This is a genomic window from Enterobacter sp. GER_MD16_1505_Eko_090, from assembly GCF_003331015.1.
Lineage (GTDB): Bacteria > Pseudomonadota > Gammaproteobacteria > Enterobacterales > Enterobacteriaceae > Enterobacter > Enterobacter roggenkampii.
In genome coordinates, this window is the sequence record NZ_PUQF01000016.1 from 44383 (window position 1) to 70706 (window position 26324).

25 protein-coding genes are annotated in these 26324 nt (G+C 57.0%); 10 read left to right on the forward strand and 15 right to left on the reverse strand.

All coding sequences use genetic code 11. The annotated features are described in order from the left end of the window. Positions 1–17 precede the first annotated feature (17 nt). From glpK to fpr, 3 genes are all read left to right on the forward strand, one after another. Positions 18–1526, forward strand: a complete 1509-nt coding sequence (gene glpK / locus C6A40_RS17845; RefSeq protein WP_008501808.1) for a glycerol kinase GlpK — start codon at positions 18–20, stop codon at positions 1524–1526. 123 nt (positions 1527–1649) lie between these two features. Beyond that, positions 1650–2660: a class II fructose-bisphosphatase gene (gene glpX / locus C6A40_RS17850; RefSeq protein ID WP_008501809.1), complete on the forward strand. Its 1011-nt coding sequence runs from the start codon at positions 1650–1652 to the stop codon at positions 2658–2660. Positions 2661–2756: 96 nt separating this feature from the next. Beyond that, complete coding sequence (fpr, locus tag C6A40_RS17855) at positions 2757–3503, forward strand: ferredoxin--NADP(+) reductase (RefSeq protein ID WP_045336223.1); 747 nt, start codon at positions 2757–2759, stop codon at positions 3501–3503. Here fpr and C6A40_RS17860 read toward each other — a convergent pair whose 3' ends face one another. Next, positions 3504–3923, reverse strand: a complete 420-nt coding sequence (locus tag C6A40_RS17860) for a DUF805 domain-containing protein (protein WP_023293600.1) — start codon at positions 3921–3923, stop codon at positions 3504–3506. It lies immediately after the preceding gene. A 112-nt stretch (positions 3924–4035) separates the two neighbouring features. On the opposite strand from C6A40_RS17860, the gene C6A40_RS17865 reads away from it, so the two are divergent. Continuing rightward, positions 4036–4632, forward strand: a complete 597-nt coding sequence (locus C6A40_RS17865) for a DUF1454 family protein (RefSeq protein WP_008501812.1) — start codon at positions 4036–4038, stop codon at positions 4630–4632. A gap of 111 nt (positions 4633–4743) precedes the next feature. After that, the gene (tpiA, locus tag C6A40_RS17870) at positions 4744–5511 is read left to right on the forward strand and encodes a triose-phosphate isomerase (protein WP_003862019.1); all 768 of its coding nucleotides are present in this window, start codon (positions 4744–4746) and stop codon (positions 5509–5511) included. An 81-nt stretch (positions 5512–5592) separates the two neighbouring features. Here the strand turns inward: tpiA and C6A40_RS17875 are convergent, their stop codons facing one another. From C6A40_RS17875 to cpxP, 6 genes are all read right to left on the reverse strand, one after another. Next, positions 5593–6897, reverse strand: coding sequence for an SLC13 family permease (locus tag C6A40_RS17875; protein ID WP_045336225.1), 1305 nt, complete (start codon positions 6895–6897; stop codon positions 5593–5595). A 73-nt stretch (positions 6898–6970) separates the two neighbouring features. After that, positions 6971–7714 (reverse strand): CDP-diacylglycerol diphosphatase, encoded by a 744-nt coding sequence (locus C6A40_RS17880; RefSeq protein ID WP_025912303.1) that lies wholly within the window; start codon positions 7712–7714, stop codon positions 6971–6973. Positions 7715–7821: 107 nt separating this feature from the next. Further along, positions 7822–8811, reverse strand: coding sequence for a sulfate ABC transporter substrate-binding protein (locus tag C6A40_RS17885; protein ID WP_021242803.1), 990 nt, complete (start codon positions 8809–8811; stop codon positions 7822–7824). A 209-nt stretch (positions 8812–9020) separates the two neighbouring features. Next, positions 9021–9983: a 6-phosphofructokinase gene (gene pfkA / locus C6A40_RS17895; protein WP_008501816.1), complete on the reverse strand. Its 963-nt coding sequence runs from the start codon at positions 9981–9983 to the stop codon at positions 9021–9023. 174 nt (positions 9984–10157) lie between these two features. Further along, complete coding sequence (gene fieF / locus C6A40_RS17900; RefSeq protein ID WP_008501817.1) at positions 10158–11051, reverse strand: CDF family cation-efflux transporter FieF; 894 nt, start codon at positions 11049–11051, stop codon at positions 10158–10160. A gap of 152 nt (positions 11052–11203) precedes the next feature. Next, positions 11204–11710, reverse strand: coding sequence for a cell-envelope stress modulator CpxP (cpxP, locus tag C6A40_RS17910; protein WP_045336228.1), 507 nt, complete (start codon positions 11708–11710; stop codon positions 11204–11206). Between the two features lie 150 nt (positions 11711–11860). Here cpxP and cpxR point away from each other — a divergent pair, with 150 nt between their 5' ends. Further along, positions 11861–12559 (forward strand): envelope stress response regulator transcription factor CpxR, encoded by a 699-nt coding sequence (cpxR, locus tag C6A40_RS17915; RefSeq protein WP_006179159.1) that lies wholly within the window; start codon positions 11861–11863, stop codon positions 12557–12559. Further along, positions 12556–13929: an envelope stress sensor histidine kinase CpxA gene (cpxA, locus tag C6A40_RS17920; protein ID WP_003862003.1), complete on the forward strand. Its 1374-nt coding sequence runs from the start codon at positions 12556–12558 to the stop codon at positions 13927–13929. Before cpxR ends, cpxA begins: the two co-directional genes overlap by 4 nt. Before the next feature lie 53 nt (positions 13930–13982). Here cpxA and yiiM read toward each other — a convergent pair whose 3' ends face one another. The 6 genes from yiiM to C6A40_RS17950 all read right to left on the reverse strand — a co-directional run bounded on the left by yiiM (position 13983) and on the right by C6A40_RS17950 (position 20610). Beyond that, complete coding sequence (gene yiiM / locus C6A40_RS17925; RefSeq protein WP_008501820.1) at positions 13983–14657, reverse strand: 6-hydroxyaminopurine reductase; 675 nt, start codon at positions 14655–14657, stop codon at positions 13983–13985. 71 nt (positions 14658–14728) lie between these two features. After that, positions 14729–15349, reverse strand: a complete 621-nt coding sequence (gene sodA, locus C6A40_RS17930; protein WP_045336230.1) for a superoxide dismutase [Mn] — start codon at positions 15347–15349, stop codon at positions 14729–14731. 162 nt (positions 15350–15511) lie between these two features. Beyond that, positions 15512–16777, reverse strand: a complete 1266-nt coding sequence (locus C6A40_RS17935; RefSeq protein ID WP_021242800.1) for an MFS transporter — start codon at positions 16775–16777, stop codon at positions 15512–15514. Positions 16778–16821: 44 nt separating this feature from the next. Then, positions 16822–18945, reverse strand: a complete 2124-nt coding sequence (locus C6A40_RS17940) for an alpha-galactosidase (protein WP_045336233.1) — start codon at positions 18943–18945, stop codon at positions 16822–16824. A gap of 103 nt (positions 18946–19048) precedes the next feature. Then, entirely contained in the window at positions 19049–20044 is a 996-nt protein-coding gene (locus C6A40_RS17945; protein ID WP_023293607.1) for a LacI family DNA-binding transcriptional regulator, read from the reverse strand. A 17-nt stretch (positions 20045–20061) separates the two neighbouring features. Further along, the gene (locus tag C6A40_RS17950; RefSeq protein WP_021242797.1) at positions 20062–20610 is read right to left on the reverse strand and encodes a helix-turn-helix domain-containing protein; all 549 of its coding nucleotides are present in this window, start codon (positions 20608–20610) and stop codon (positions 20062–20064) included. Positions 20611–20712: 102 nt separating this feature from the next. Between C6A40_RS17950 and C6A40_RS17955 the strand changes: the two genes are divergently transcribed. Continuing rightward, positions 20713–21372: an AzlC family ABC transporter permease gene (locus C6A40_RS17955; protein WP_058657505.1), complete on the forward strand. Its 660-nt coding sequence runs from the start codon at positions 20713–20715 to the stop codon at positions 21370–21372. Continuing rightward, positions 21372–21695, forward strand: a complete 324-nt coding sequence (locus tag C6A40_RS17960; RefSeq protein ID WP_045336237.1) for an AzlD domain-containing protein — start codon at positions 21372–21374, stop codon at positions 21693–21695. The genes C6A40_RS17955 and C6A40_RS17960 overlap by 1 nt, the downstream gene beginning before the upstream one ends. Positions 21696–21735: 40 nt before the next feature. Here the strand turns inward: C6A40_RS17960 and C6A40_RS17965 are convergent, their stop codons facing one another. Together C6A40_RS17965 and fdhD are read right to left on the reverse strand one after the other, a co-directional pair. Beyond that, the gene (locus C6A40_RS17965; protein ID WP_008501827.1) at positions 21736–21948 is read right to left on the reverse strand and encodes a DUF1471 domain-containing protein; all 213 of its coding nucleotides are present in this window, start codon (positions 21946–21948) and stop codon (positions 21736–21738) included. A 114-nt stretch (positions 21949–22062) separates the two neighbouring features. Continuing rightward, the gene (fdhD, locus tag C6A40_RS17970) at positions 22063–22899 is read right to left on the reverse strand and encodes a formate dehydrogenase accessory sulfurtransferase FdhD (protein WP_045336239.1); all 837 of its coding nucleotides are present in this window, start codon (positions 22897–22899) and stop codon (positions 22063–22065) included. Positions 22900–23270: 371 nt separating this feature from the next. Between fdhD and fdnG the strand changes: the two genes are divergently transcribed. After that, entirely contained in the window at positions 23271–26321 is a 3051-nt protein-coding gene (gene fdnG / locus C6A40_RS17980) for a formate dehydrogenase-N subunit alpha (RefSeq protein WP_088728449.1), read from the forward strand. Positions 26322–26324: the final 3 nt, after the last annotated feature.

Below are 26324 nucleotides of genomic sequence, written 5' to 3' on the forward strand. Positions count from 1 at the left end.
ACTACGGGACACATACCATGACCGAAAAAAAATATATCGTTGCGCTCGACCAGGGCACTACCAGCTCCCGCGCTGTCGTAATGGATCATGACGCGAACATCGTCAGCGTGTCACAGCGCGAATTTGAGCAAATTTATCCTCGTCCAGGCTGGGTCGAACACGACCCAATGGAGATCTGGGCGTCACAAAGCTCCACGCTGGTCGAAGTGCTGGCAAAAGCCGATATCAGTTCCGACGAGATTGCCGCGATTGGTATCACTAACCAGCGTGAAACGACGATTGTCTGGGAACGTGAAACCGGTAAGCCTATTTACAACGCCATCGTCTGGCAGTGCCGCCGTACCTCTGAGATCTGCGAGCAGCTGAAGCGCGACGGCATGGAAGAGTACGTGCGCAGCGCCACCGGTCTGGTGGTTGACCCGTATTTCTCCGGCACAAAAGTGAAGTGGATCCTCGACCACGTGGAAGGTTCACGCGAGCGTGCAAAACGCGGCGAGCTGCTGTTCGGCACCGTCGACACCTGGCTTATCTGGAAGATGACCCAGGGACGCGTTCACGTCACCGACTACACCAACGCCTCGCGTACCATGCTGTTCAACATCAACACCCTGGAGTGGGATGACAAGATGCTGGACGCGCTGGATATCCCACGCGCGATGCTGCCTGACGTGCGCAAGTCTTCTGAGGTATATGGCCAGACCAACATCGGCGGTAAAGGCGGCACCCGTATTCCTATCGCCGGTATTGCCGGTGACCAGCAGGCGGCGCTGTTCGGCCAGCTGTGCGTCAAAGAAGGGATGGCGAAGAACACCTACGGCACCGGCTGCTTTATGCTGATGAACACCGGCGAGAAAGCGGTGAAATCAGAAAACGGCCTGCTGACCACCATCGCCTGTGGACCACGCGGCGAAGTGAACTATGCCCTGGAAGGTGCGGTGTTCATGGCCGGTGCGTCTATCCAGTGGCTGCGCGACGAGATGAAGCTGATCAGCGATGCGTTCGACTCCGAGTACTTCGCGACCAAAGTGAAAGACACCAACGGCGTGTACGTGGTGCCTGCATTCACCGGTCTGGGCGCGCCGTACTGGGATCCGTATGCACGCGGCGCAATTTTTGGCCTGACGCGTGGCGTTAACTCTAACCACATTATTCGCGCCACCCTGGAATCCATCGCCTACCAGACGCGCGACGTGCTGGAAGCGATGCAGGCGGACTCCGGCATTCGTCTGCACGCCCTGCGCGTGGACGGCGGTGCGGTAGCGAATAACTTCCTGATGCAGTTCCAGTCCGACATTCTGGGCACCCGCGTTGAGCGTCCTGAAGTGCGTGAAGTCACGGCGCTGGGCGCGGCATACCTTGCCGGTCTGGCGGTAGGCTTCTGGCAGAACCTGGACGAGCTGCAGGAAAAAGCGGTGATCGAACGCGAATTCCGCCCTGGCATCGAAACCACCGAGCGTAACTTCCGCTACAGCGGCTGGAAGAAAGCGGTGAAACGCGCCCTGGCGTGGGAAGAGCACGAAGAGTAATCATATATTCCCTCTCCCCTGGGGAGAGGGTCAGGGTGAGGGGCCCGGACCGCACCGGTCCCCTCGCCCCTCCCCACTCTGTGATAAACTTCGTGCAATTCCTTTTGATTGTACGAGTACCTCATGAAACGTGAACTTGCTATCGAGTTTTCCCGCGTCACCGAAGCAGCTGCCCTTGCAGGCTATAAGTGGCTGGGTCGTGGTGACAAAAATACCGCAGACGGCGCAGCCGTCCATGCCATGCGCATTGTGCTTAACCAGGTCAACATCGACGGCACCATCGTGATCGGCGAAGGCGAGATCGACGAAGCGCCGATGCTTTATATCGGTGAAAAAGTCGGTACCGGCAACGGCGATGCCGTGGATATCGCCGTCGACCCGATCGAAGGCACGCGCATGACCGCAATGGGTCAGGCCAACGCCCTGGCGGTGCTGGCCGTAGGCGATAAAGGCTGCTTCCTCAACGCGCCGGATATGTACATGGAAAAGCTGATTGTCGGTCCTGGCGCAAAAGGCGCAATCGACCTCAGCCTGCCGCTGGAAGAGAACCTGCGTAACGTCGCCAGCGCGCTGAACAAACCGCTGAGCGAACTCACCGTCACCATTCTGGCCAAACCGCGCCACGACGCCACCATCGCGCAGATGCAAAAGCTCGGCGTGCGCGTGTTTGCCATTCCGGATGGTGACGTTGCCGCCTCGATCCTGACCTGCATGCCGGACAGCGAAGTAGACGTGCTGTACGGCATCGGCGGCGCGCCGGAAGGCGTAGTCTCTGCAGCAGTGATCCGCGCGCTGGACGGCGATATGCAGGCTCGTCTGCTGCCCCGCCACGAGGTGAAAGGCGACAGCGAAGAGAACCGCCGTATCGGGGAAAACGAGCTGGCACGCTGCGAAGCGATGGGCATCGAGGCCAACAAAGTGCTGGCGCTGCATGATATGGCCCGTAGCGATAACGTGGTCTTCTCGGCGACAGGTATCACCAAAGGCGATCTGCTGGACGGCATCAGCCGCAAGGGCAATATGGCCACCACTGAAACGCTGCTGATCCGCGGAAAATCACGCACCATTCGCCGCATCCAGTCTATCCACTATCTCGACCGCAAAGACCCGGACGTACAGACGCACATTCTGTAAAACCGTTTGATCGATAGAGCTTTCCGGCCCAAATGGGCTGGAAATCTCCCCGTTAAGTACGGAAGATAGAACAGAGAAACAGCACAGGAGAAGATCATGGCGGACTGGGTAACAGGTAAAGTCACAAAGATACAGTTCTGGACCGATGCGCTATTTAGTCTCACCCTGCATGCTCCCGTCCACCCGTTTAAAGCCGGGCAATTTGCGAAGCTGGGGCTGGATGTCGACGGCGAGCGCGTGCAGCGCGCCTACTCTTACGTTAACGCGCCTGATAACCCGGATCTCGAGTTCTATCTGGTCACCGTTCCTGACGGTAAACTCAGCCCGCGCCTTGCCGCCCTAAAGCCCGGCGACGAGTTGCAAATCGTGAGTGAAGCAGCAGGCTTCTTTGTGCTCGAAGAGATCCCGGATTGTGACACGCTCTGGATGCTGGCAACCGGTACGGCCATCGGCCCTTATCTCTCTATTTTGCAGTACGGCAAAGACCTGGAGCGTTTTAAAAACATCGTGCTGGTTCACGCTGCGCGCTACGCCGCAGACCTGAGCTACCTGCCGCAGATGCAGGCGCTGGAACAGCAGTACGGCGGAAAGTTAAAGATTCAGACGGTGGTCAGCCGCGAAACCGTAGCAGGAACGCTGACCGGTCGCGTGCCGGCGTTAATTGAGAATGGTGCCCTGGAAGAGGCGGTGGGTTTACCGATGACGGCTGAAACCAGCCACGTCATGCTGTGTGGCAACCCGCAGATGGTACGCGACACGCAGCAGCTTCTGAAGGATACCCGGCAGATGACGAAACATCTTCGCCGCCGACCGGGCCATATGACCGCCGAACACTACTGGTGATCAGCGGTATTTCACCTCAACGGTGTCTTTACCGTATTTGTTTTCGCTCTGGGTGCCAATAAACGCGCCCAGATCGACAATCATCATCACGAAGATGACCGACGGCAGCAGCCTGCCCACCACCCACGGCAGGATGGATGGAAGCATCGCCCAGTTTCCCGCCACCAGCATCCACGCCAGAATAATCAGAAATGCCCACGCGCCGGAACGACCGCGATCGTGCAGGCGTTTCACCACGACAGCCGCCGTTGGCCAGAGCAGGCAGACCAGCGCGAAGGCCGCCGTTTGCGTGCTCAGCCACGCGTTATAGGCGACGAAAAACAGAAGCAGCATGGCGACAACCCACGTCACCATCCAGATCCAGAAATCACGGCGTCCAATACGCCCTTTGAATGAAAACAGCCACTGCTGTATGGTCATGTAAGGTTCCTTATTATCGTTTAGCCCGCATTTTACCCTGGAGTTGTGACCTTTTGACAAGCCGACCAGATATCGTTTTAATCATGAGCACTTACGGCCAGGGGCAATGTTGATGAAAAGTTCGGCACATTCTCTTTTCCTGTGTTTAGCGCTGCTCAGCGCGGGTTTTACCCTGCACGCCGCCGAAACCACAGCCCCGACCACAGCACCGTACCTGCTGGCGGGCGCACCGTCGTTCGATCAGTCCATCAGCCAGTTTCGTGAAGCCTTCAATCAGGCCAATCCCACGCTGCAACTGGATGAGTTTCGTGCCATTGATGGCCCCCGCGACACGCCTACCCTGACCCGTGCGGCAAGCAAGATTAACGAGAATTTGTATGCCTCCACGGCGCTGGAGCGCGGGACGTTAAAAATCAAAAGCATGCAAATCACCTGGCTGCCGATACAAGGGCCAGAGCAGAAAGCCGCGAAGGCGAAAGCGCTGGAGTACATGAGCGCGGTCCTGCAGGCGTTTACCCCTGCGCTGACGAAAAAGCAAAGCCAGCAAAAGCTGCAAAAACTCCTCACCGCCGGTAAAAACAAGCGTTACTACGCCGATACCGAAGGCGCGATCCGCTATGTGGTGGCGGACAACGGCGAAAAAGGACTGACCTTCGCTGTTGAACCGATTAAGCTGGCACTATCTGACACCCTCGGCGGGGCGAATTAATGACAAAAAGCAAAGCCTTTCGAGGGAAAATCTCTATACTGATTCACAGACCATGCTGCCCGACAGGGTGGCCATATTCCTTAATTCGCTTATTGAGCGTGGAGAATTGAAATGCGACATCCTTTAGTGATGGGTAACTGGAAACTGAACGGCAGCCGCCACATGGTAAACGAACTGGTTGCGAACCTGCGTAAAGAGCTGGCTGGCGTGACCGGCTGCGCGGTTGCTATCGCTCCGCCGGATATGTACCTGGATCTGGCTAAACGTGCCGCTGACGGCAGCCACATCATTCTGGGCGCGCAGAACGTTGACGTTAACCTGTCTGGCGCGTTCACCGGTGAAACGTCCGCTGAAATGCTGAAAGATATCGGCGCGAAATACATCATCATCGGCCACTCCGAGCGTCGCACCTATCACAAAGAATCCGACGAGTTCATCGCGAAGAAATTCGCCGTGCTGAAAGAGCAGGGTCTGATCCCGGTTCTGTGCATCGGTGAAACCGAAGCAGAAAACGAAGCGGGCAAAACTGAAGAAGTGTGCGCACGTCAGATCGACGCAGTGCTGAAAACACAGGGCGCAGCAGCGTTCGAAGGCGCGGTTATCGCTTACGAGCCAGTCTGGGCGATCGGTACCGGCAAATCAGCCACCCCTGCGCAGGCTCAGGCGGTTCACAAATTCATCCGTGACCACATTGCGAAAGCTGACGCCAAAGTGGCTGAGCAAGTGATCATCCAGTACGGTGGTTCCGTTAACGCGTCTAACGCTGCTGAGCTGTTCACCCAGCCAGACATCGATGGCGCGCTGGTTGGCGGTGCATCCCTGAAAGCTGACGCTTTCGCGGTGATCGTTAAAGCAGCAGAAGCGGCTAAACAGGCGTAATTGCCTTTGTGGCGGGTGGCGCTTCGCTAACCCGCCCTACGGTTCTGTAGGCCCGGTAAGCGTTAGCGCCACCGGGCTTTTTTACAGCCGTCCCAGCAGGCTAAACCACAGATAATCCAGCGGCAGCAGCACCAGATACGTTGCCACCGCCAGCGCCAGACAGAGCACCATCCCCGCCCTGGCAGGCACTTTTCCTAACCCCATCGCGACCACGATCGGCGACGCCTGATACGGCAGCAGCGGCGTAGAATAGCCCAGCACCTGAATCATGATCACCGACAGCAGCGGGAAGCCGGTCGCATCCGAGAAGCTCTGCGCCAGGGTGGTATACAGCGCCGGAACGCCGTTGGCGGTCATGATGAAGTTGAGTGCGGTGGTAATACCGGTCAGCGCCAGGAAGCTGGTGAACGGTCGGTCTGCATCGAGCGGCATAATACGGAGCAACGCCTCGCCCACCGCCGTTCCGATACCGGTTTGCGTCACGACGATCGCCAGCCCCAGAATACCGGCAACGTAGATACAGGTGCGCATATTCACACCGGCAGAAAACTCCTCCCCGGTGATAAAACCGATGCGCGGCAGCATAACGATGACCGACGCCGCCAGCCCGGTCCAGGCGGGCCCCACGCCGTGCCAGCTCTCCGTCACCCACATCCCCAGCACTATCGCCAGCAGCCAGGCAAGACGCTTTTCATCCCGGCCCATGGGTTCAGACGGCGCCTGTTCCTTCGGCGGTTTTGGGCTGCCGGGAAAAAGCCAGCAGATCAGGCCAATCAGGATCAGGCCTTTGAGAATGCCCAGCACCGGCGTGTGCAGCAGCAGATACGGGACATAGTTCAGATGGATGCCGTACGAGCCTTCCGCCGCACCGCTCATCACCAGGTTAGGCACGTTAGCGGGCAGAATCGTCGCCGAAAGCTGGAACGTCCCGAACCCTACCGCCAGCGCCAGACCAAACCAGGCGCGGGAGCCGTCGGCGATACCGGCGCGTTTCGCCATTGCGGCGACAATCGGCATCAGCAGCGCAATACGTCCCATATTCGATGGCATCACAAACGCCAGCGCATAGCTCAGCAGCACCACGCTCGCTACCATTAATACCCAGGAGTCGGTGAGCTTTGCTGACAGCGCCCGGGCGGCCCGGTCCGCCAGCCCGGTTTTACGTATCGCCACGCCGAGCACGAATCCGCTGAAGACCAGCCAGAAAGCCGACGAGGCAAAACCACCGAAGATCGTCTCCGGCGGGGCGATCTTCGCGGTCATTGCCGCCGTGAAGAACAGCAGCGCGGTAATGAACTCAGGCAATAGCGACGTCGCCCATAGTACGATGGTGACGCCCACAATCAGTGAAGGCAGCAGCAGAGGATACGTTGACCAGAGCGACATACCTGTCTCCTGTAGAATTTTTCAGCAAGTCTACGGCGACAGGCAGGGCGAGTAAACGCTATTTATGGTGGGGTCAATTCAGGATAGCGCATTGATGATCCTGCAGTTCCTCAGCAGACGCGCGGTTAAGCATCAGCAGGTTGCGCTCGGTTGCCAGCAACACAAACGAACCATCTGACTGCTGCGCCATTGCCAGCGCGAAGCGCCCCATATGGTCGCGCGCTTCCGGCAGCTCTTCCGCCAGCATCATGAACGGACTGCGCTGCACCAGTTCATTCTCCGTCACCCGACGAGCAAGATACTCATGCCCTTCGAGGCCGCCAGGAAGGGGCAGCCACTGGGTGCTGATGTCTCCCTGTGCGGCGTTGAGCTTCTCGCGCACGTCCGGGCGCAGGCAGGAGATATGAATGTGAAAATGGTTCTGCGTGCGCCCTGTCGGCGAGTTAATCGTCAGTGAAATGGCGCTGTCGGGCACCTCGCTTCCACGCTTCAGGGTCATAAAGCTACGCGACTGCCAGGCCAGCCAGAAAAAGTTCGGCGTATGCGCTTCGGTCAACAGCGGGCTTTCGGTGCCGTTGATGCGATATGTCGGCATCAGCAGGTATTGCAGCGGCCCGTTGCGGTCTTTAAAGACTACATAGCCTGCGTCAGGCTTCACCTGCGCACACGGTGCCGGGTTACGGTGTTGCAGTTGATTCGGCAGGCATTGGTCGAGAACGATATGTCGCAACGCATTCGGATTACCCGCTTTCATCCAGTACCAACCGCCAGCGGCAAGGGCGATGACAATGAGGATCAATAAGATAATTTTTTTCACAACGCGTTCCCTGTTTTCAATAGAGGCAAAAGAGTAACGCAAAATGATGACCAAATAAAAAACCCGGCGGATTTCTCACGCCGGGTCACCGTGTCGTTTATTTATGTTCAGCGCTGGCTTATCTGGTCAAAGGTGCCGCCGTTAGAGAAGTGCTCTTTCTGCGCTTTCGTCCAGCCACCGAAAACATCATCAATGGTGAAGAGCTTCAGTTTCGGGAATTCGCCGTCATATTTCTTCGCCACAGCTGCATCGCGTGGACGATAGAAGTTCTTCGCTGCAATCTCCTGACCTTCCGGCGAGTAGAGATACTTCAGGTAGGCTTCCGCCACCGCTTTGGTGTCTTTCTTCTCAACCACTTTATCGACCACGGAAACGGTCGGCTCAGCCAGAATAGATTCGCTTGGAGTCACGATCTCAAACTTATCTTTACCCAGTTCGTTGGTCGCCAGCAGGGCTTCGTTTTCCCACGCAATCAGCACGTCGCCAATGCCGCGCTCCACGAAGGTGTTGGTTGCACCGCGCGCGCCGGAGTCCAGCACTTCGACGTTTTTGTACAGCGCTTTCACGAATTCCTGGGCTTTAGCCTGGTCACCGTTGTTGTGGTGCAGTGCATAGCCCCAGGCGGCCAGATAGTTCCAGCGTGCGCCGCCGGAGCTTTTCGGGTTAGGGGTAATAACTGACACGCCCGGCTTAATCAGGTCATTCCAGTCATGGATCTGTTTCGGGTTGCCTTTACGTACCAGGAAAACGATGGTCGAGGTGTAGGGCGCGGAGTTATCCGGCAGGCGTTTGATCCAGTTTTTGTCGATACGGCCACGCTCGGCGATCGCGTCAACATCGTAGGCCAGCGCCAGGGTCACCACGTCGGCTTCAATACCGTTGATGACGGAGGTCGCCTGCTTGCCAGAACCACCGTGAGACTGGCGAACCACGACATTGTCGCCGGTTTCCTGCTTCCAGTGTGCCGCAAACGCTTTGTTGTATTGTTCATACAGTTCACGCGTCGGGTCGTATGACACGTTCAGTAACTGGATATCCTTAGCCAGAACGCTGGTCGATGCCAGCAATAATGTTAAACCCACGCCCCATTTATTCATCGCCCAGCTCTCTTGTGTAGTGTTTTGATGAATGCAGCGTGCCAGAAAGCGAATCGAGGATTAAAGAATAAAAAAAGATTGGCTATAACGTAGTGGAATAAAAAAGCGTGTACGCATAAAAAAGCCGGGTGGCGGCTACGCCTTACCCGGCCTACGAGTCGTGCTTTTGTAGGCCCGGTAAGCGCAGCGCCACCGGGCAACAGAGCCAATCAGTACAGTTTTTTCGCGCAGTCCAGCCAGTCACCTTTGAACGGACGCTTCATGTTTTCAATCGCGTCGATGATGTCATGGTGAACCAGTTTCTCGTTCTGAATACCGACGCAGCGGCCGCCGTGGCCCTGCAGCAGCAGTTCGATTGCATACGCACCCATACGGGACGCCAGAATACGGTCATACGGGCCAGGGGAACCGCCACGCTGGATGTGCCCCAGTACGGTTGCACGGGTTTCACGCTTGGTTTCGGTTTCGATGTACTTCGCCAGCTCGTCTACGTCACAGATGTGCTCGGTGATAGCCACGATCGCATGTTTTTTGCCTTTCGCGATGCCCGCTTTGATTTCAGCTACCAGATCTTCACGGCTGAATTCCACTTCCGGAACCACGACAAACTCACAACCACCCGCAATTGCCGCAGCCAGGGTCAGGTCACCGCAGTAACGCCCCATCACTTCAACGATAGAGATACGCTGGTGGGAGGAAGAGGTGTCACGCAGGCGGTCAATTGCTTCCACAACGGTGCCCAGCGCGGTGAAGTAACCGATGGTGTAGTCGGTGCCTTTGATGTCGTTGTCGATGGTGCCCGGCAGGCCGATGCACGGGAAGCCCATTTCAGTCAGACGTTTTGCACCCATGTACGAGCCGTCACCGCCGATAACCACCAGGGCGTCCAGTCCACGTTTTTTCATGTTCTCGATAGCCACTTCACGAACGTGTTCATCACGGAATTCCGGGAAGCGCGCAGACCCAAGGAAGGTACCGCCACGGTTGATCATGTCAGACACGCTGTAACGGTCGAGCTGAACCATACGGTCTTCATACAGACCCAGGTAACCATCATAGATACCAAAAACTTCCAGACCTTCCGTCAGCGCCGCGCGGACAACCCCACGAATTGCCGCGTTCATGCCCGGCGCATCACCGCCGCTTGTCAACACACCGATTTTCTTAATCATGACTACCTCTGAACTTAGGAATGCAAAATTGAAATCTGTTGCCGGAAGAAACTTATCGACCAACGAATACTGCAAATAGTATATCAATCCCTTCCAGCTGAATTGATTCAGGTCAGACCAAATGGCGGTAATTTATACACAAAATGCTGGCCTGGCTCACTTTTTTACAACGAATTACGAAAGCCCAACATGTCCGGGTACAACCGAGCAGGGATCCTGGTGAATGATGACGTCTGAACCAGGAAAACGCTGCAAAATCGCCTGCTCGACCTGCTCAGCAATCACGTGAGCCTGAACCAGTGGCAGGTTGTCTTCCATTTCAATATGAATCTGAATAAAGCGGGTCGGCCCTGACTGCCGCGTTCGAAGATCGTGTGCACCGCTGACGCCGGGCCAGGCGGTCACGATAGAAAAAATTTCATTACGTTCTGAGTCCGGGAGGGCGCGGTCAAGCAGCGATTGCACTGCTTCATACCCCATCCGCAGGGCGCTATATAAAATATAGATACCAATCCCTAACGCAAACAACGCATCGGCCCGATGCCAGCCATACCAGGCCAGACCGAGCGCAATAAGAATAGCCCCATTCATCATAACATCAGATTGATAATGAAGCATATCCGCCCGTACGGCCTGACTTTGCGTTTTGCGAACGACCCAGCGCTGGAACGTTACCAGAACAAGTGTGCAAATAAGTGCAACGACCGTCACAACGACGCCGACGCCGGGATCGTTCATCGGTGTCGGCGAGACGAGATGCTGAATGCCGGTGAGAAACAGGAACAGCGCAGAACCGGATATGAACATGCTTTGCGCCAGCGCCGCCAGCGACTCCGCTTTGCCGTGCCCAAAGGTGTGCTCTTCATCCGCTGGCTGCAGCGAGTAACGGACGACCAGCAGGTTGGTCAATGAGGCGGCAATGTCCATCAGCGAATCCACCAGCGCCGCCAGAATACTGACCGAGCCGGTATACCACCAGGCAAAGATTTTAATCAGTAACAGGCTGGATGCCATGACGGTCGCCGCGATGGCGGCCCGGCTGACCAGTCTTCCATAGGATTGATTCATAAACGCTCCTGTCATGTCATGCCGGTAGTATAACGGAAGCTTGTGGAGTCGAAGGATGAATAAACGGTTAACAAACAGAATGTGGGGCAAAAAAAACCCCCACATCATGTGGGGGAAGACAGGGATGGTGTCTATGGCAAGGAAAACAGGGTTTACTGGTTACTACGGGTACTGCTATTGCTACTGAAAAACGAGGTTTCTGAGCTTCGCTGCATCCGTGCAACCTCACGCAGCTGATCCATACGCTGCTGATGTTTGGTGTTCAAAACCGCTTGCTGCTCCGGCGTTAGCAGGTGGAACATCTGGTTGCGGACCTTCGCCATCTCTACCTGGCGAGCAACCTGTTCCTGTGCCATTTTTTCGGCCTGAGCGCGCACAGCGCTTTCGTCAAAATTTTCTGCGGTGACAAGGCGATGCATTGTCTCCATTTCGCTAACATTAACAGGGGGCTGGTCGTGTCTCGCCCTCTGCATCAGATCTCGCATCTGTTGACGCTGATGTTCGGTTAAACTTATGCCGTCAAACATATGGCTTTGGCTACTGTGCTGCGTTGTGTCCTCTTGTGAGGAACCGTTATCGCTGATGATAGCTACAGCAGCCTGGCTAAACGCACTGAACGCCAGCGTTGAGGCCATGACGGCAGCGGTAACTTTGCGCATCACTTGCTCCCAAAATCTTTCGTGTCGCGATTCAACGAGAGACAGTCTACGATTCAGGCTGCAAACATGCGTCAGGGGGTGTAAAACAACGTAAAGTCATGGATTAGACAGCCTTGATGTCGTAATTTCTGCCTCGGAGGTATTTAAACAATGAATAAAATCCTGTTAGTTGATGATGACCGAGAGCTCACATCTCTTTTAAAGGAGTTGCTCGACATGGAAGGTTTCAACGTCCTGGTTGCCCATGATGGCGAGCAGGCGCTGAGTCTCCTTGACGACAGCATCGATTTACTTTTGCTCGACGTGATGATGCCGAAGAAAAACGGCATTGATACGCTGAAAGAGCTTCGCCAGACACACCAGACCCCCGTTATCATGCTGACCGCCCGCGGCAGCGAGCTTGACCGCGTTCTCGGCCTTGAGCTGGGCGCGGATGACTATTTACCGAAGCCGTTCAACGACCGTGAACTGGTGGCCCGTATTCGCGCAATCCTGCGTCGTTCCCACTGGAGCGAGCAGCAGCAGAATACCGACAACAGCTCGCCTACCCTTGAAGTCGACTCCCTGAGCCTGAATCCGGGCCGCCAGGAAGCGAGCTTTGATGGCCAGACGCTCGAACTCACCGGCACCGAGTTCACCCTGCTGTATCTGCTGGCACAGCACCTCGGCCAGGTGGTATCGCGTGAACATTTAAGTCAGGAAGTGCTGGGCAAGCGTCTTACCCCGTTTGACCGCGCCATCGACATGCACATCTCTAACCTGCGCCGTAAGCTGCCGGAGCGTAAAGACGGTCACCCATGGTTTAAAACCCTGCGTGGTCGCGGTTATCTGATGGTTTCCGCTTCATGATAGGAAGCTTAACCGCCCGCATCTTCGCCATCTTCTGGTTGACGCTGGCACTGGTTTTAATGCTCGTACTGATGTTGCCAAAACTCGACTCACGCCAGATGACGGAGCTGCTCGACAGCGAGCAACGTCAGGGCGTGATGATCGAGCAGCACGTGGAAGCCGAGCTGGCAAACGATCCGCCAAACGATTTGATGTGGTGGCGCAGGCTATTTCGCGCTATCGACAAGTGGGCGCCGCCCGGACAACGCCTGCTGCTGGTGACCAGCGAAGGCCGCGTGATTGGCGCCGATCGCAATGAAATGCAGATCATCCGCAACTTCATTGGCCAGGCAGATAATGCCGATCACCCCCAGAAGAAAAAATATGGCCGCGTAGAGATGGTGGGGCCGTTCTCCGTCAGAGATGGCGAGGATAACTATCAGCTCTACCTGATTCGCCCCGCGAGCAGCTCCCAGTCCGATTTTATCAACCTGCTGTTTGACCGCCCTCTCCTGCTGCTGATTGTCACGATGCTGGTCAGCTCGCCGCTGCTGTTATGGCTGGCGTGGAGCCTGGCAAAACCCGCACGTAAGCTGAAAAACGCCGCCGACGAAGTGGCGCAGGGCAACCTGAGGCAGCACCCGGAACTGGAGTCCGGACCGCAGGAGTTCCTGGCCGCCGGGACCAGTTTTAACCAGATGGTGAGCGCGCTCGATCGCATGATGACGGCCCAGCAGCGCCTGCTGTCGGATATCTCGCACGAACTGCGTACCCCGCTCACGCGCTTACAGCTGGGTACCGCCCTGCTGCGCCGCCGCAGCGGAGAAAGCAAAGAGCTGGAGCGCATCGAAACCGAAGCGCATCGTCTGGACAGCATGATCAACGACCTGCTGGTCATGTCGCGCAATCAGCAGAAAAACGCGCTGGTGAGCGAAACGGTGAAAGCCAATCATCTGTGGCATGAAGTGCTGGATAACGCGGCGTTCGAAGCGGAGCAGATGGGCAAATCCTTCACCGTTAACTTCCCGCCGGGGCCATGGCCGCTGTACGGTAACCCCAACGCGCTGGAAAGCGCGCTGGAAAATATCGTGCGTAACGCCCTGCGCTACTCGCACACGAAGATTGAGGTGGCGTTCTCGGTGGATAAAGACGGGATCACCGTCATCGTCGACGACGACGGTCCTGGCGTCAGCCCGGAAGACCGCGAGCAGATATTCCGTCCGTTCTACCGCACCGACGAGGCGCGCGACCGGGAATCGGGCGGTACGGGACTGGGGCTGGCGATTGTGGAAACCGCCATGCAGCAGCACCGCGGCTGGGTGAAAGCCGACGACAGCCCGCTGGGTGGGCTGCGGTTAACGCTGTGGCTACCGTTGTATAAGCGTTCGTAGCTGTTAGTGCCGGGTGGCGGCTTCGCCTTACCCGGCCTACTTTTTACGGAGGTCTATTTACCCCACAACCTCCGCGAATTATCCTCGATCTTGCTGCTTAAACGCCGTTTCTGCATCGTTCTTGTCCAGCTGGTCGACAGCCCCGCCGCCGACAGCAGGCGATGATACTGCTCGTCATCAAACGGCATATGCCACGCAATGGCGCAGGCGTCGTAAACAGACACCTCACTCAGGCGTGATACCAGCTCAAGCGGCGCATCCGCTGAAACCTGCCCAGCCAGCACCACCCGGTACAGCCAGCCGGTTTTACCCGCGCTTTGCATCTGAGCCGACATGTCATGAATGCCGAAATGGTAGTTGAGCTTGAAGCACGGCGAGCGCGGCTGCGTCACCTGAATCAGGGCATCGCCCCAGCGGTAGATATCACCGATAAACACGTTCTTTTCGGTGAGCCCTTCAGTGGAGAGATTTTCACCAAACGCGGGAGCAACGAAGAGATCCGCCTGCTCGGGGAACTCCGCCTTCCAGTGCTGATAGTGCTCGCGCGGGTAGTGGCACAGCGCGCGCTCCGGCCCGCCGTGGATCTTCTTTTCGGCCTGCTCGTCGCCCGCAAGCCCGAGGTCGGTTAACGTCAGCTCACCGTCGACCTGAATTTTGGCGATGGCGCTCGGGCGGCTGCCGTCGTACTCCCTTACCTTGCCTGTAAATACATTCACCGGATAATGCATCGCTGCCTCCATTACGCAGATACAAAAAAAGCGAGCCATCAGACTCGCTTCTCACAGGCGTCAATGCAACCTTATTTTTTAGCGTCGAAACGCGCTGCTGCTTCGTCCCAGTTTACCACGTCCCAGAAGGCTTTGATGTAGTCCGGACGACGGTTCTGGAATTTCAGGTAGTAAGCGTGTTCCCACACGTCCAGACCCAGGATTGGGAAGCCGGATGCGCCAGAGATCGCTTCACCCATCAGCGGGGAGTCCTGGTTCGCGGTAGAAACCACGGCCAGTTTGTCACCTTTCAGTACCAGCCACGCCCAGCCAGAGCCGAAGCGGGTTGCAGCGGCTTTCTCGAACTCCGCTTTGAAGTTGTCAACGGAACCGAAGTCGCGCTCGATAGCCGCTTTCAGATCGCCCTGCAGGGTGGTACCGGTTTTCAGGCCTTTCCAGAACAGGCTATGGTTAGCGTGACCGCCCGCGTTGTTGCGCAGCACGGTTTTCTTGTCCGCTGGCAGCTGGTCCAGCTTGGTGATCAGCTCTTCAACAGGCAGGTTAGCGAACTCAGGCAGGCTTTCCAGCGCGGCGTTCGCGTTGTTCACGTAGGTCTGGTGGTGTTTAGTGTGATGGATTTCCATCGTCTGCTTGTCGAAATGCGGTTCCAGTGCGTCGTAGGCATACGGCAGGGATGGCAGTGTATAACTCATAATCCTCTCCATTATTGTCGGGCGGCACAGCTGTTAATGCCGCGTAAGCAGTTGGTTCATTATAGTTAATTAAATGATATTGAAAATGATTATCAATGCCGTAGTTTTTATAAGGTTATTCATTTTTTGACCAACGCCGGAATAGTGAATGGGTTCAGGGTGTTAATGGACTTCTAGCGCCTTATTGCCCGCCGCTATCTCCTCCCTGCTGCTGAGCGTAAACGCCGACACCACCGTAATCGCCAGCACGAAACAGCCCAGCATCAGGTACGTCTCCTGGAAACCGATCCGGTCATACATATTCCCGGCAAACGCGGAGAGAAAAATCGCCGCCGACTGTTTCGCGAACTGGAAGCCAATCAGATAGATAGTCGCCGAAAGACGCGTATCAAACACCCCGGTGATGTACTTGAAGGCCCCCACCAGCAGGAACGGGACCTCCAGCGCGTGCAGCATCTTCAGGGCAATCACTTCTACGGCGGTGGTGGCAAACGACGAGCCGATAATGCGCGTCGCCATAATCACCCCGGCGATCAGCAGCGTGTTTTTCGCGCCGATGCGGTTAATGATCCACGGTGAACAAAACATGATGATCGCATTGCAGATTTCCCCGGCAGTGGTCGCAAAACCAAAGGCGCGAGTGCCCTCCTGCGGCGTGGCGAAGAACGTTTTGAAGAAGGTAGCAAACTGCTGGTCGAAGACGTCATAGACGCAGGCCACGCCAATCACGTACAGAATAAACATCCACATTCTGCGCTGGCGGAACAGGCTAAAGACCGTTTTCGCGGTGATCTGCGGCTGGTTGGCACCCAGCGCATTCATCACCTGCGCCGTCTGGTTGGGTCTTGGCTTTGCGACCACCAGCAATAGCATCAACAGCAGCGCCGCCCCCGAACCCATCCAGAAAACATACGACGGATCGATGCCGAACAGGATCCCGCCCGTGGAGGCGCACAGCCCCCAGCCGAGGCAGCCAAACATGCGCGCCTTGCCGTATTCAAAGAAACTGTTACGGCTCACGCGTTCAATGTAGGCCTCAATGGCTCCTGAGCCCGCCGAAAAGACAAAGCCGATATAAATGCCGCCGCTCAGCGCGCCCAGCCAGATGTTAGCTTTCAGTAACGGCGCAAAGACGTAGAGGAAGAAAGGGGCAAACAGGAACAGCAGCACGGAGATGATCCACAGCAGGTGTTTTTTCAGCCCCAGTTTATCCGAGATCACCCCAAGCACCGGCTGGAAGGCAATGGCCGAGAGTGAGATGCAGGAGAAGACGATGCCGGTATGAGTTTTATTGAGGCCGATGATATCCGACAGCCAGATCGGCAGGAACGGAAAGCAGGTGGCCATGATGAAAAAGTAGAGAAAGAAGAACAGCCCGAAAATCCAGAAATTAGGGTTGTCTTTGTGGGTACAGGTTGTTGTGTTCATTATTTTTATCCTCAACGGAGGGCCAGTTTCCCGGCCCGTCACCTTTACACGCGTTCCACGCCAATCATGATGGCGCTTTCCGGATCGAGAATCGGCAGCGCAATGCCCGCCTGCATCAGCCACTCACCGCTCGCCGTTTGCGGCGTTTCCATCCATGCCGGCAGCTTGCGCATGGTATGGCCTCCCTCACCGGTGATGCGAATATCAGGGTGATCGAGCAGCGAAATACGATACTGCGCGCTGGCCTCAAGCCCCGGCATGCGCAGCGGCATCATCAACGTGTAGTCCGGCATGGCGAGCTGGCTGACGATAAACAGTCCCTGCGTTTTATCTTCGCTCACAATACCCTGTGCCAGCGTAGTGGCATCCGGCATATCCACGCGCCAGTGGGTGCCCTGATGGATAACCTCGCGCCACTGCTTATACAGCGCGGCGTAACGGCGATAACCTTCGCGCTCCTGCTCATCAACGGTGAGGGGATCCAGTTCCAGCCCCATATGACCAAACAGCGCCGTCAGACCGCGAAATTCAATGCTGTGCTGGCGGAAGGTGGCGTGACATTTATGATGACCGATATGCGCCCCCATCACCTCCGGCGGGAAGAAATAGCTCATGCCGCGCTGGATAGCGTTGCGCTCCAGCGCATCGTTGTTGTCCGAGGCCCAGAAGCGGTGGCAGCGCGTCAGCACTTCATAATCAATTCGCCCCCCGCCGGAGGAGCAGGATTCAAATTCGACGTGCGGGAAACGCTTGCCCAGCACGTCCAGCAGACGATAAAACTGGCGGGTTTGCGCGTCAGCGGCGGCCTTCCCGTCGTGACCCGGCTGCACCAGCTCACGGTTCATGTCCCACTTCACGTAGTCGACCTCATGTTCACCCAGAAGCCAGCTCATGCGCTCCACCAGGTAATCAAACGCCTGCGGAATGTTCAGGTTAAGCACCAGCTGGTGCCGCCCGGTATGTAGCCTGTAGCCGGGCAACGCCAGCACCCAGTCGGGATGCGCACGATAAAGATCGGAATCCGGGTTAATCATCTCCGGCTCAACCCAGATGCCAAACGCCATGCCGAGCTGTTTCACATGGCTGATGACCGGCGTGAGGCCGTTCGGGTACTTCTTCTCGTCCAGATACCAGTCACCCAGCGCGGCGTAGTCGTCGTTGCGACCTTTGAACCAGCCGTCGTCGATGATAAAGCGCTCCACGCCCAGCGCAGCCGCCTCGTCGGCCATGCGCATGATGTAGTCCGGGTCGTGGTTAAAGTAGATGCCTTCCCAGGTATTGAGGTGAACCGGGCGCGGTTTGTTTTCGGGGAAGCGGATAACGTTGTCGCGAAGGTAATGGTGAAACTGCTGGCTCATGCCGTTCAGACCCTGCGCGGAGTAGCTTGCATACAGGCGCGGCGTCCAGAGCGTGTCGCCCTCCTCAATCGCCATTTCGCCCGGCAGGTAGAGGGCTTCAGCCTGCAGATAGCGGCGGCCGTCGGTTTTGGCTTCCGCACGCAGGCGGTGGTTGCCGCTCCAGCCCAGATGCACGCCCCAGACGTCGCCGTGCATTTCGCTGAATGACGGCGTACCGGCAATCAGCGCCGGGAAGTGTTCATGAGAGGTTTTACCCCGGCGGTTTTCAATCACAAAGCTGTCGTGCTCAAGCGTCACGCGGTGCGGCTGAAATTCCCGGATCCAGCGTCCGTGGAAGGCCATCACCTCCCGCGCGCGTTCGGCCACGGGTAGCGTTATGGCAAAACGGTCCACCTGCCACGCCTGCGCTTTCAGGTTGGTTAAGCCGTGACGCACCGCCAGCACGCCGCTGGCGTCCAGCGCCAGCTCGCTGGTCAGCCGCAGGCCCGCATGTTCATCTTCTGCCGTAATCGTCAGGGTTTGCCCCTGCTGCTGGACGTCTGTGGTGCTAAAGAGAGGTGAACCGTCCAGGCCCAGACGATGCCCTTCAATACCGGGTGACCCAAACAGGCCGTGCCCCAGCTCGGCCATCAGCGTGACCGGAGAATCAACATCCAGCCTGCCGTTTGCAACTGGCCGGGAAAGGGTTTCAGCATTCTGCGGCGAAAAGTGCTGAAGATGCGGCCCCCAGTAAATAATTTCGGCGAATGGGTGCGTTTTTATCACCACATCCACCGTCGCGCTTTCGAGTCGTAAAATGGAATCTTGCATCAGACATCTCCTGTCATGGGATGCCTTGAGTTTTGATCCGAAACGTTTCGGATACAAACCAAAACGTTTCGGATTTGTGATCGGGTTTAGAAAATGGAGAGATTCAGGCCGTCTGGCCGGGAGAGAATTCGGGCTGCCAGAGCACCTGGAGCTGCTCGATCGCCTCTCCGTTGATCAGCTGGCGAACCATATCGGCAATCTGTTTCCCGACGCCCTGACGGGTGGACTGGATCACTGCCGCCACGTCAGCATCGACGATGCTGTCCTGCGGAAGCCCGTCATAAACCACCAGCGCAACGGCGTTCTCGCCGGTCAGGCGGCCCAGCTCCGCCAGCGCCATCGCCGCGCCGTCGCCATGAGTGTTGCAGTCGGTAATGATGGCCGTGGGCGGCTGCGATAGCGAGAGAAGCTCTTTCGTGGTGGCATACCCCACCCGGCGTGAAGGGGGCATGGCGCGCAGCCATTCGCTGGAAAGCCCGGCTTCCCGCAACGCGTCCAGATAGCCCTGACGGCGCTGGGTGATGAATGCCTGATTGTTGCTTTCGCCCAGCAGGGCAATGCGCTGATGGCCTTTTCCGATCAGCCAGCGGGTCGCATTGTACGTACCGGCATAGTTGTCGAAGTCGAACCACGCGTACGGCTGCGGTAGCTGGCTGCGCCCGAGCGCCAGGAAAGGAAAACCGGCGGCCTGCAGTTGCTCAAGACGGGGATCGCGATCCAGCGTGTGGGCCACGATCAGCGCATCCACGCGGCGGCTTTGCACCATGCGCATATAGCTGTGTTTATCGGCCAGATCGTCATCGGCAATCAGCAACAAATCGATTTCATGTCTCGCCAGTTCGTGGCTAATTTCGCCGACCATGTCCATAAATACGCTGTTATTGAGCGGAACAGGATGGACCGGGAACACCAGCCCAACGGCGTCGATTTTGCCCATCTTCAGACGACGGGCGAAGGTGTTCGGTCGGTAACCACGGCGCTGGGCCTCTGCTTCCACGCGTGCGCGCGTCTCGGCGGAGACGTCGTCATATCCGTTGAGGGCGCGGCTGACGGTGGTGACCGACAGCCCCAGTTCTTTGGCAATGGCTTTAAGCGACATGAGTTTCCGTATCTCTGTTAGTTTTGTTCCGCCACCAGCAGCGCGTAAGTGTCTGGCTCCAGGGCCTTGAAGATGTGCGGCTGGTCGGCGGGATAACAAATGTAATCCCCTGCGCCGAGCTCTTCCGCCGCGTCGAGCAGGCCGACCAGCGCCCGCCCCTGCGTCACAATAATATGCTCCACCGAGCCCGGCGGATGCGGCTGAGAAAGACGGTCTGCACCCGGTTGGGTCATCAGAAGATAGACATCGCGGCGCGCGCCGGGAGGGCATGCTGCCAGCAAAATGGCTTCATAATTAGCCTCTCCGGCGACCACTTTCGTCCCTTCACCACGGCGTATCACCTGCGTGGTCGGTAGCTGCGGCTCAAGCAAACGGGCGAAAGGAATATCCAGCGCCACGCAGAGCGACCACAGCGTTTCCAGGCTAGGGTTACCGTTGCCGGACTCCAGCTGGGAAAGCGTGGATTTTGCGATCCCGGCACGGCGGGCAATTTCCGCCAGTGAAAGCCCGGTTCGCAGGCGTTCTCGCACCAGACTTTTGGCGATCAGGCTGATCGGCTGCGTCATATAACGGCCTCTTGTTCTATAAAACGAACGAATCGTTCGTCTTGAAAATCAGTTTCGTTGCGTTCATTATAATGGATACACGTTCGATATGGCTAAAATTGTATGAAGCATCATCTCTCTTGCCTGAAAGGCGACACCATAAAAGCAATCATTCTGGTCTGCCTGGCGGTGGGCGTGGTCGGGATGTCCTACGGCTCGCTGGCGATGGCCTACGGTTTCCCGGTCTGGGTGCCGTTTGTGCTCTCCATTACCGTGCTGGCGGGCGCGTCTGAGTTCATGTTTATCGGCATCGTGGCGAGCGGCGGCAATCCGCTGGCGGCCGCGGCGGCAGGTTTGCTGGTCAACGCGCGCCACGTGCCGTTTGGCGTGACGGTGCGAGAGCTGGTGGGCAAGCGCGGTCTGAGCCTGCTGGGCTGCCACATCATGAACGATGAAAGCGTGGTGTTTGGCCTGTCGCAAAAAACCGCCGAGCAGCGTAAAGCCGCCTACTGGCTGTGCGGCTTAGGCGTCGCCCTCGTCTGGCCGCTTGGCGCACTGCTGGGGGCTATGGTCGGCAAGCTGCTGCCGGCCCCAGAAACCATCGGGCTGGATGCGGTATTTCCGGCCATTCTGCTGGCATTAGTGGTTCCCGCTTTTAAAAACCGTACCACGCTGATCCGCGCCTGCAGCGGCGCCGTGTTATCGCTGGCCGCCGTACCGTTTGCCCCGGTGGGATTACCGGTACTGCTCTCTTTACTCGGTCTTGCCGCGAGGAAAAAATAATGGAAAACATGACGATCTTTATTCTCGGCATCGCCATTCTTTCTGCCGGAACCTATTTAATGCGCCTTGGCGGCGCCAAACTCGGCAACCGGCTGGCGCTGTCGGAGCGTTATCAGGCGCTGCTGTCAGATGCGGCAACGGTATTGCTGTTCTCCGTGGCGCTGGCGACCACCTTTTATGAGGGAGACCACTTCGCGGGCATGGCGCGCGTGCTGGGCGTGGCGTTTGCGGTGTTTTTGGCCTGGCGGAAAATGCCGTTAATCGTGGTCATTGTGGCCGCGGCAGTGGTGACGGCATTGCTGCGCGTGGCGGGCATAAACTAAAAAAGCGCCCCGGGGGCGCTCTTTCGACGGTGTGGCTCGCTTATTTGTTCAGTTCAGCAGTCATGTGTACGCGGTTACCGGTGAATGCCTGGGTAATTTTGTATGATGACGCACCCGCTTCCTGAGCCTGAGCCGCGATTTTCGCTTCTGCACCATCAATGGTAGAGGCGGTTGCGGTTACGGTCTGCGCAGCGAAAGAACCGAAAGAAGTAGCCAGAGCGATTACAGCGACAAAAGTTTTGATGCTTTTCATAATATAAACCCTTTCATTAAGTTGTTTAGGTAAGGCACCGTGCCTTGATGAGATAAATACTAGACCTCATCGCGAACAACTAAAAGCGGAAGGATTTGCTATTATCATTCAAAATTACTGATTAACTATTAATCGCTGTGGATGGGTATAAATGGTTGCCCTTCCCGGCTTGCAAAAGCCCACCAGCGTCAGGTTGCAGCGCTCGGCCACCTCCACCGCCAGCGTCGTTGCCGCCGACACGGCAAACAGGATCTCCACCCCGCACATCGCCGATTTTTGCACCATCTCATAGCTGGCTCGGCTGGAAACGAGCGCGGCGCCCTGCTGCCAAACCTCACTTTCACGCGCACGACGACCGAGCAGCTTATCCAGCGCCACGTGGCGGCCCACGTCTTCATGCCCACCGGCAATCTCTCCCGACGGCAATACCCACGCCGCCGCGTGCGTGCAGCCGCTGAGCTGGCCGATAGGCTGTACATCGTTGAGGTGCTCAAGCGCAGGGTCGAGGTGCGCCAGATTAAAGGTCTGAGTAAACGGCAGTGGTGAAACAGGTTTGCCAATATCGTTGAGCTGCTCAACGCCACACACGCCGCAGCCGGTACGCCCGGCCAGCGCGCGACGACGCTCTTTCAGCCCCATAAAGCGGCGGCTGGAGAGCTCGATTTGCACTTCCAGGCCGTTGCAGGCCTGCACCACGTCCATGCCATAGATATCTTGCGGATGCTCAATGATGCCTTCCGAGAGGGAAAAACCGATGGCGAACAGCTCAAGATCTTTCGGAGACGCCATCATCACCACATGCGAGATGCCGTTGTAAACGAGCGCAACGGGCACTTCTTCGGCCAGAAAATCGGGTATGGCATGAGTTATGTGGGGCGGTCGGTGTACCGACAGTTCCACTATGCCGGCAGGCAGGGGTGACGAGTGGGGAGCACGGTTTTGTTTAGACACAGCGGTATTCCTGAACAACCACGGAAGCGAGCGTGCTATTGCAGCATAAACCACAGGCTGTACGCATAGTATGGATCAACTTTTCGACAACCATTCTCCTACTCATTTAGCAGGGGTGCAACCTGCCACCGGCTACACCGCTTTAACATGCAGAGCTGTTAACGTGATCAATATCACACTTTATAATCAACATGGTGATAATACGTTCACTTTGTATTAACGCCATTAGAACAGCTGTACCGACAATGTGGTATTCTGATGATATCCCTCGTGGAATTGAGGGATTAACGCAAATTTTTTCCTTTGCGGTCATTCTTCAACCGCGAAGTCAAAACTACATATGTAAGCAATGTCGAAACAAGGAGTGACCCATGCAGGTCAGCAGAAGGCAGTTCTTTAAGATCTGCGCTGGCGGTATGGCAGGCACCACGGCAGCGGCACTGGGCTTTGCGCCCGGCGTAGCGCTGGCGGAAACGCGGCAGTATAAACTGCTGCGCACCCGTGAAACCCGTAATACCTGTACGTACTGCTCTGTCGGTTGCGGGCTGTTGATGTATAGCCTCGGCGACGGTGCTAAAAACGCCAAAGCGTCTATTTTCCATATCGAAGGCGACCCGGATCACCCGGTTAACCGCGGCGCATTGTGCCCAAAAGGGGCCGGTCTGGTGGACTTTATCCACTCCGAAAGCCGCCTGAAATTCCCTGAATACCGCGCGCCGGGTTCCGACAAATGGCAGCAAATCAGCTGGGAAGAGGCGTTTGACCGCATCGCTAAACTGATTAAAGAAGACCGCGATGCCAACTTTGTTGAGAAGAACGCCGACGGCGTCACGGTCAACCGCTGGCTCTCCACCGGGATGCTGTGTGCTTCTGCTTCCAGTAACGAAACCGGTTATTTAACCCAGAAATTTACGCGTGCACTCGGTATGCTCGCGGTCGACAACCAGGCGCGTGTCTGACACGGACCAACGGTAGCAAGTCTTGCTCCAACATTTGGTCGCGGTGCGATGACCAACCACTGGGTCGACATCAAGAACGCCAACCTCATTGTGGTGATGGGCGGTAACGCCGCTGAAGCGCACCCGGTCGGGTTCCGCTGGGCGATGGAAGCCAAAATCCACAACGGTGCGAAACTGATTGTGATCGATCCCCGCTTCACGCGTACTGCGTCAGTGGCGGATTTCTACACCCCTATTCGTTCAGGTACTGACATTACTTTCCTGTCAGGCGTACTGCTGTACCTGATGACCAACGAAAAATACAACCGCGAATACACCGAAGCCTATACCAACGCCAGCCTGATCGTGCGTGAGGATTACCACTTCGAAGATGGTCTGTTTAGCGGTTACGACGCCGAAAAACGCAAGTACGACAAAACCAGCTGGAACTACGAGCTGGATGAGAAAGGTTTTGCGAAGCGTGACACCACGTTGCAACACCCGCGCTGCGTGTGGAACCTGCTGAAAGAGCACGTCTCCCGCTACACGCCGGAGGTTGTCGAAAACATCTGCGGTACGCCGAAGGCGGACTTCCTGAAGGTGTGCGAGCTGATCGCCGAAACCAGCGCGAAAGACAAAACCGCGTCGTTCCTGTACGCCCTCGGCTGGACGCAACACTCCATCGGCGCGCAGAACATCCGCACCATGGCGATGGTTCAGCTGCTGCTCGGCAACATGGGGATGGCAGGCGGCGGCGTGAACGCCCTGCGCGGTCACTCCAACATTCAGGGTCTGACCGACCTCGGCCTGCTGTCTCAGAGCCTGCCGGGCTACATGAACCTGCCAAGCGAGAAACAGACCGACCTGCAAACCTACCTGACGGCCAGCACGCCTAAACCGCTGCTTGAAGGCCAGGTGAACTACTGGGGCAACTATCCGAAGTTCTTCGTCTCGATGATGAAAGCGTTCTTCGGTGACAAAGCGACGGCGGAAAACAGCTGGGGCTTTGACTGGCTGCCGAAGTGGGACAAAGGTTACGACGTTCTGCAGTATTTCGAGATGATGCATCAGGGCAAAGTGAACGGCTATCTGTGCCAGGGCTTTAACCCGGTTGCCTCGTTCCCGAACAAGAACAAGGTTGTTGAGTCGCTGTCGAAACTGAAGTTCCTGGTGACGATTGACCCGCTCAATACCGAAACCTCGACCTTCTGGCAGAACCACGGTGAATCGAACGACGTCGATCCGTCGAAGATTCAGACCGAAGTGTTCCGTCTGCCATCGACCTGCTTTGCGGAAGAGAACGGCTCTATCGTCAACTCCGGGCGCTGGCTGCAGTGGCACTGGAAAGGCGCGGACGCCCCGGGCATCGCCATGAACGACGGCGAGATCCTGGCCGGTATCTTCTTACGCCTGCGTAAGATGTATGCGGCTGAAGGCGGCGCGAACCCTGAGCCTGTGCTGAACATGACCTGGAACTACTCGACGCCGGAAAACCCAGCGCCGGAAGAAGTGGCGATGGAGAGCAACGGTAAGGCGCTGGCGGACGTTATCGACCCGGCCACCGGCACCGTGCTGGCGAAGAAAGGCGATCAGCTCAGCACCTTCGCGCACCTGCGTGACGACGGCACCACCTCCAGCGGCTGCTGGATCTTTGCCGGTAGCTGGACGCCGAAAGGCAACCAGATGGCCAACCGCGATAACGCCGACCCGTCGGGTCTGGGCAATACGCTGGGCTGGGCATGGGCATGGCCGCTCAACCGCCGCATCCTCTATAACCGTGCGTCCGCTGACCCGCAGGGCAACCCGTGGGATCCGAAGCGTCAGCTGCTGAAGTGGGACGGTGCGAAATGGGGCGGCGTGGATATTCCGGACTACAGCACTGCCGCACCAGGCAGCGACGTCGGGCCGTTTATCATGCAGCCTGAAGGAATGGGGCGTCTGTTCGCTATCGATAAGATGGCGGAAGGTCCGTTCCCGGAACACTATGAGCCGTTTGAGACGCCGCTGGGCACCAACCCGCTGCACCCGAACGTGGTCTCTAACCCGGCAGCCCGTATCTTCAAGAGCGATTTTGAAGCGCTGGGTAAAAAGGACAAGTTCCCGTACGTGGGCACCACTTACCGTCTGACCGAGCACTTCCACTACTGGACCAAGCACGCGCTGCTTAACGCCATCGCGCAGCCGGAACAGTTTGTGGAGATCGGCGAGAAGCTGGCGAACAAGCTCGGCATTGCCCATGGCGATACCGTGAAGGTCTCCTCTAACCGCGGCTACATCAAGGCCAAGGCGGTGGTGACCAAGCGTATTCGCACGCTGAACGTTCACGGTCAGCAGGTGGATACCATCGGCATCCCAATTCACTGGGGCTATGAGGGCGTGGCGAAGAAAGGGTTCATTGCGAACACCCTGACGCCATTCGTCGGTGATGCGAACACGCAGACGCCGGAGTTTAAGGCCTTCCTCGTGAACGTGGAAAAGGTGTAACGG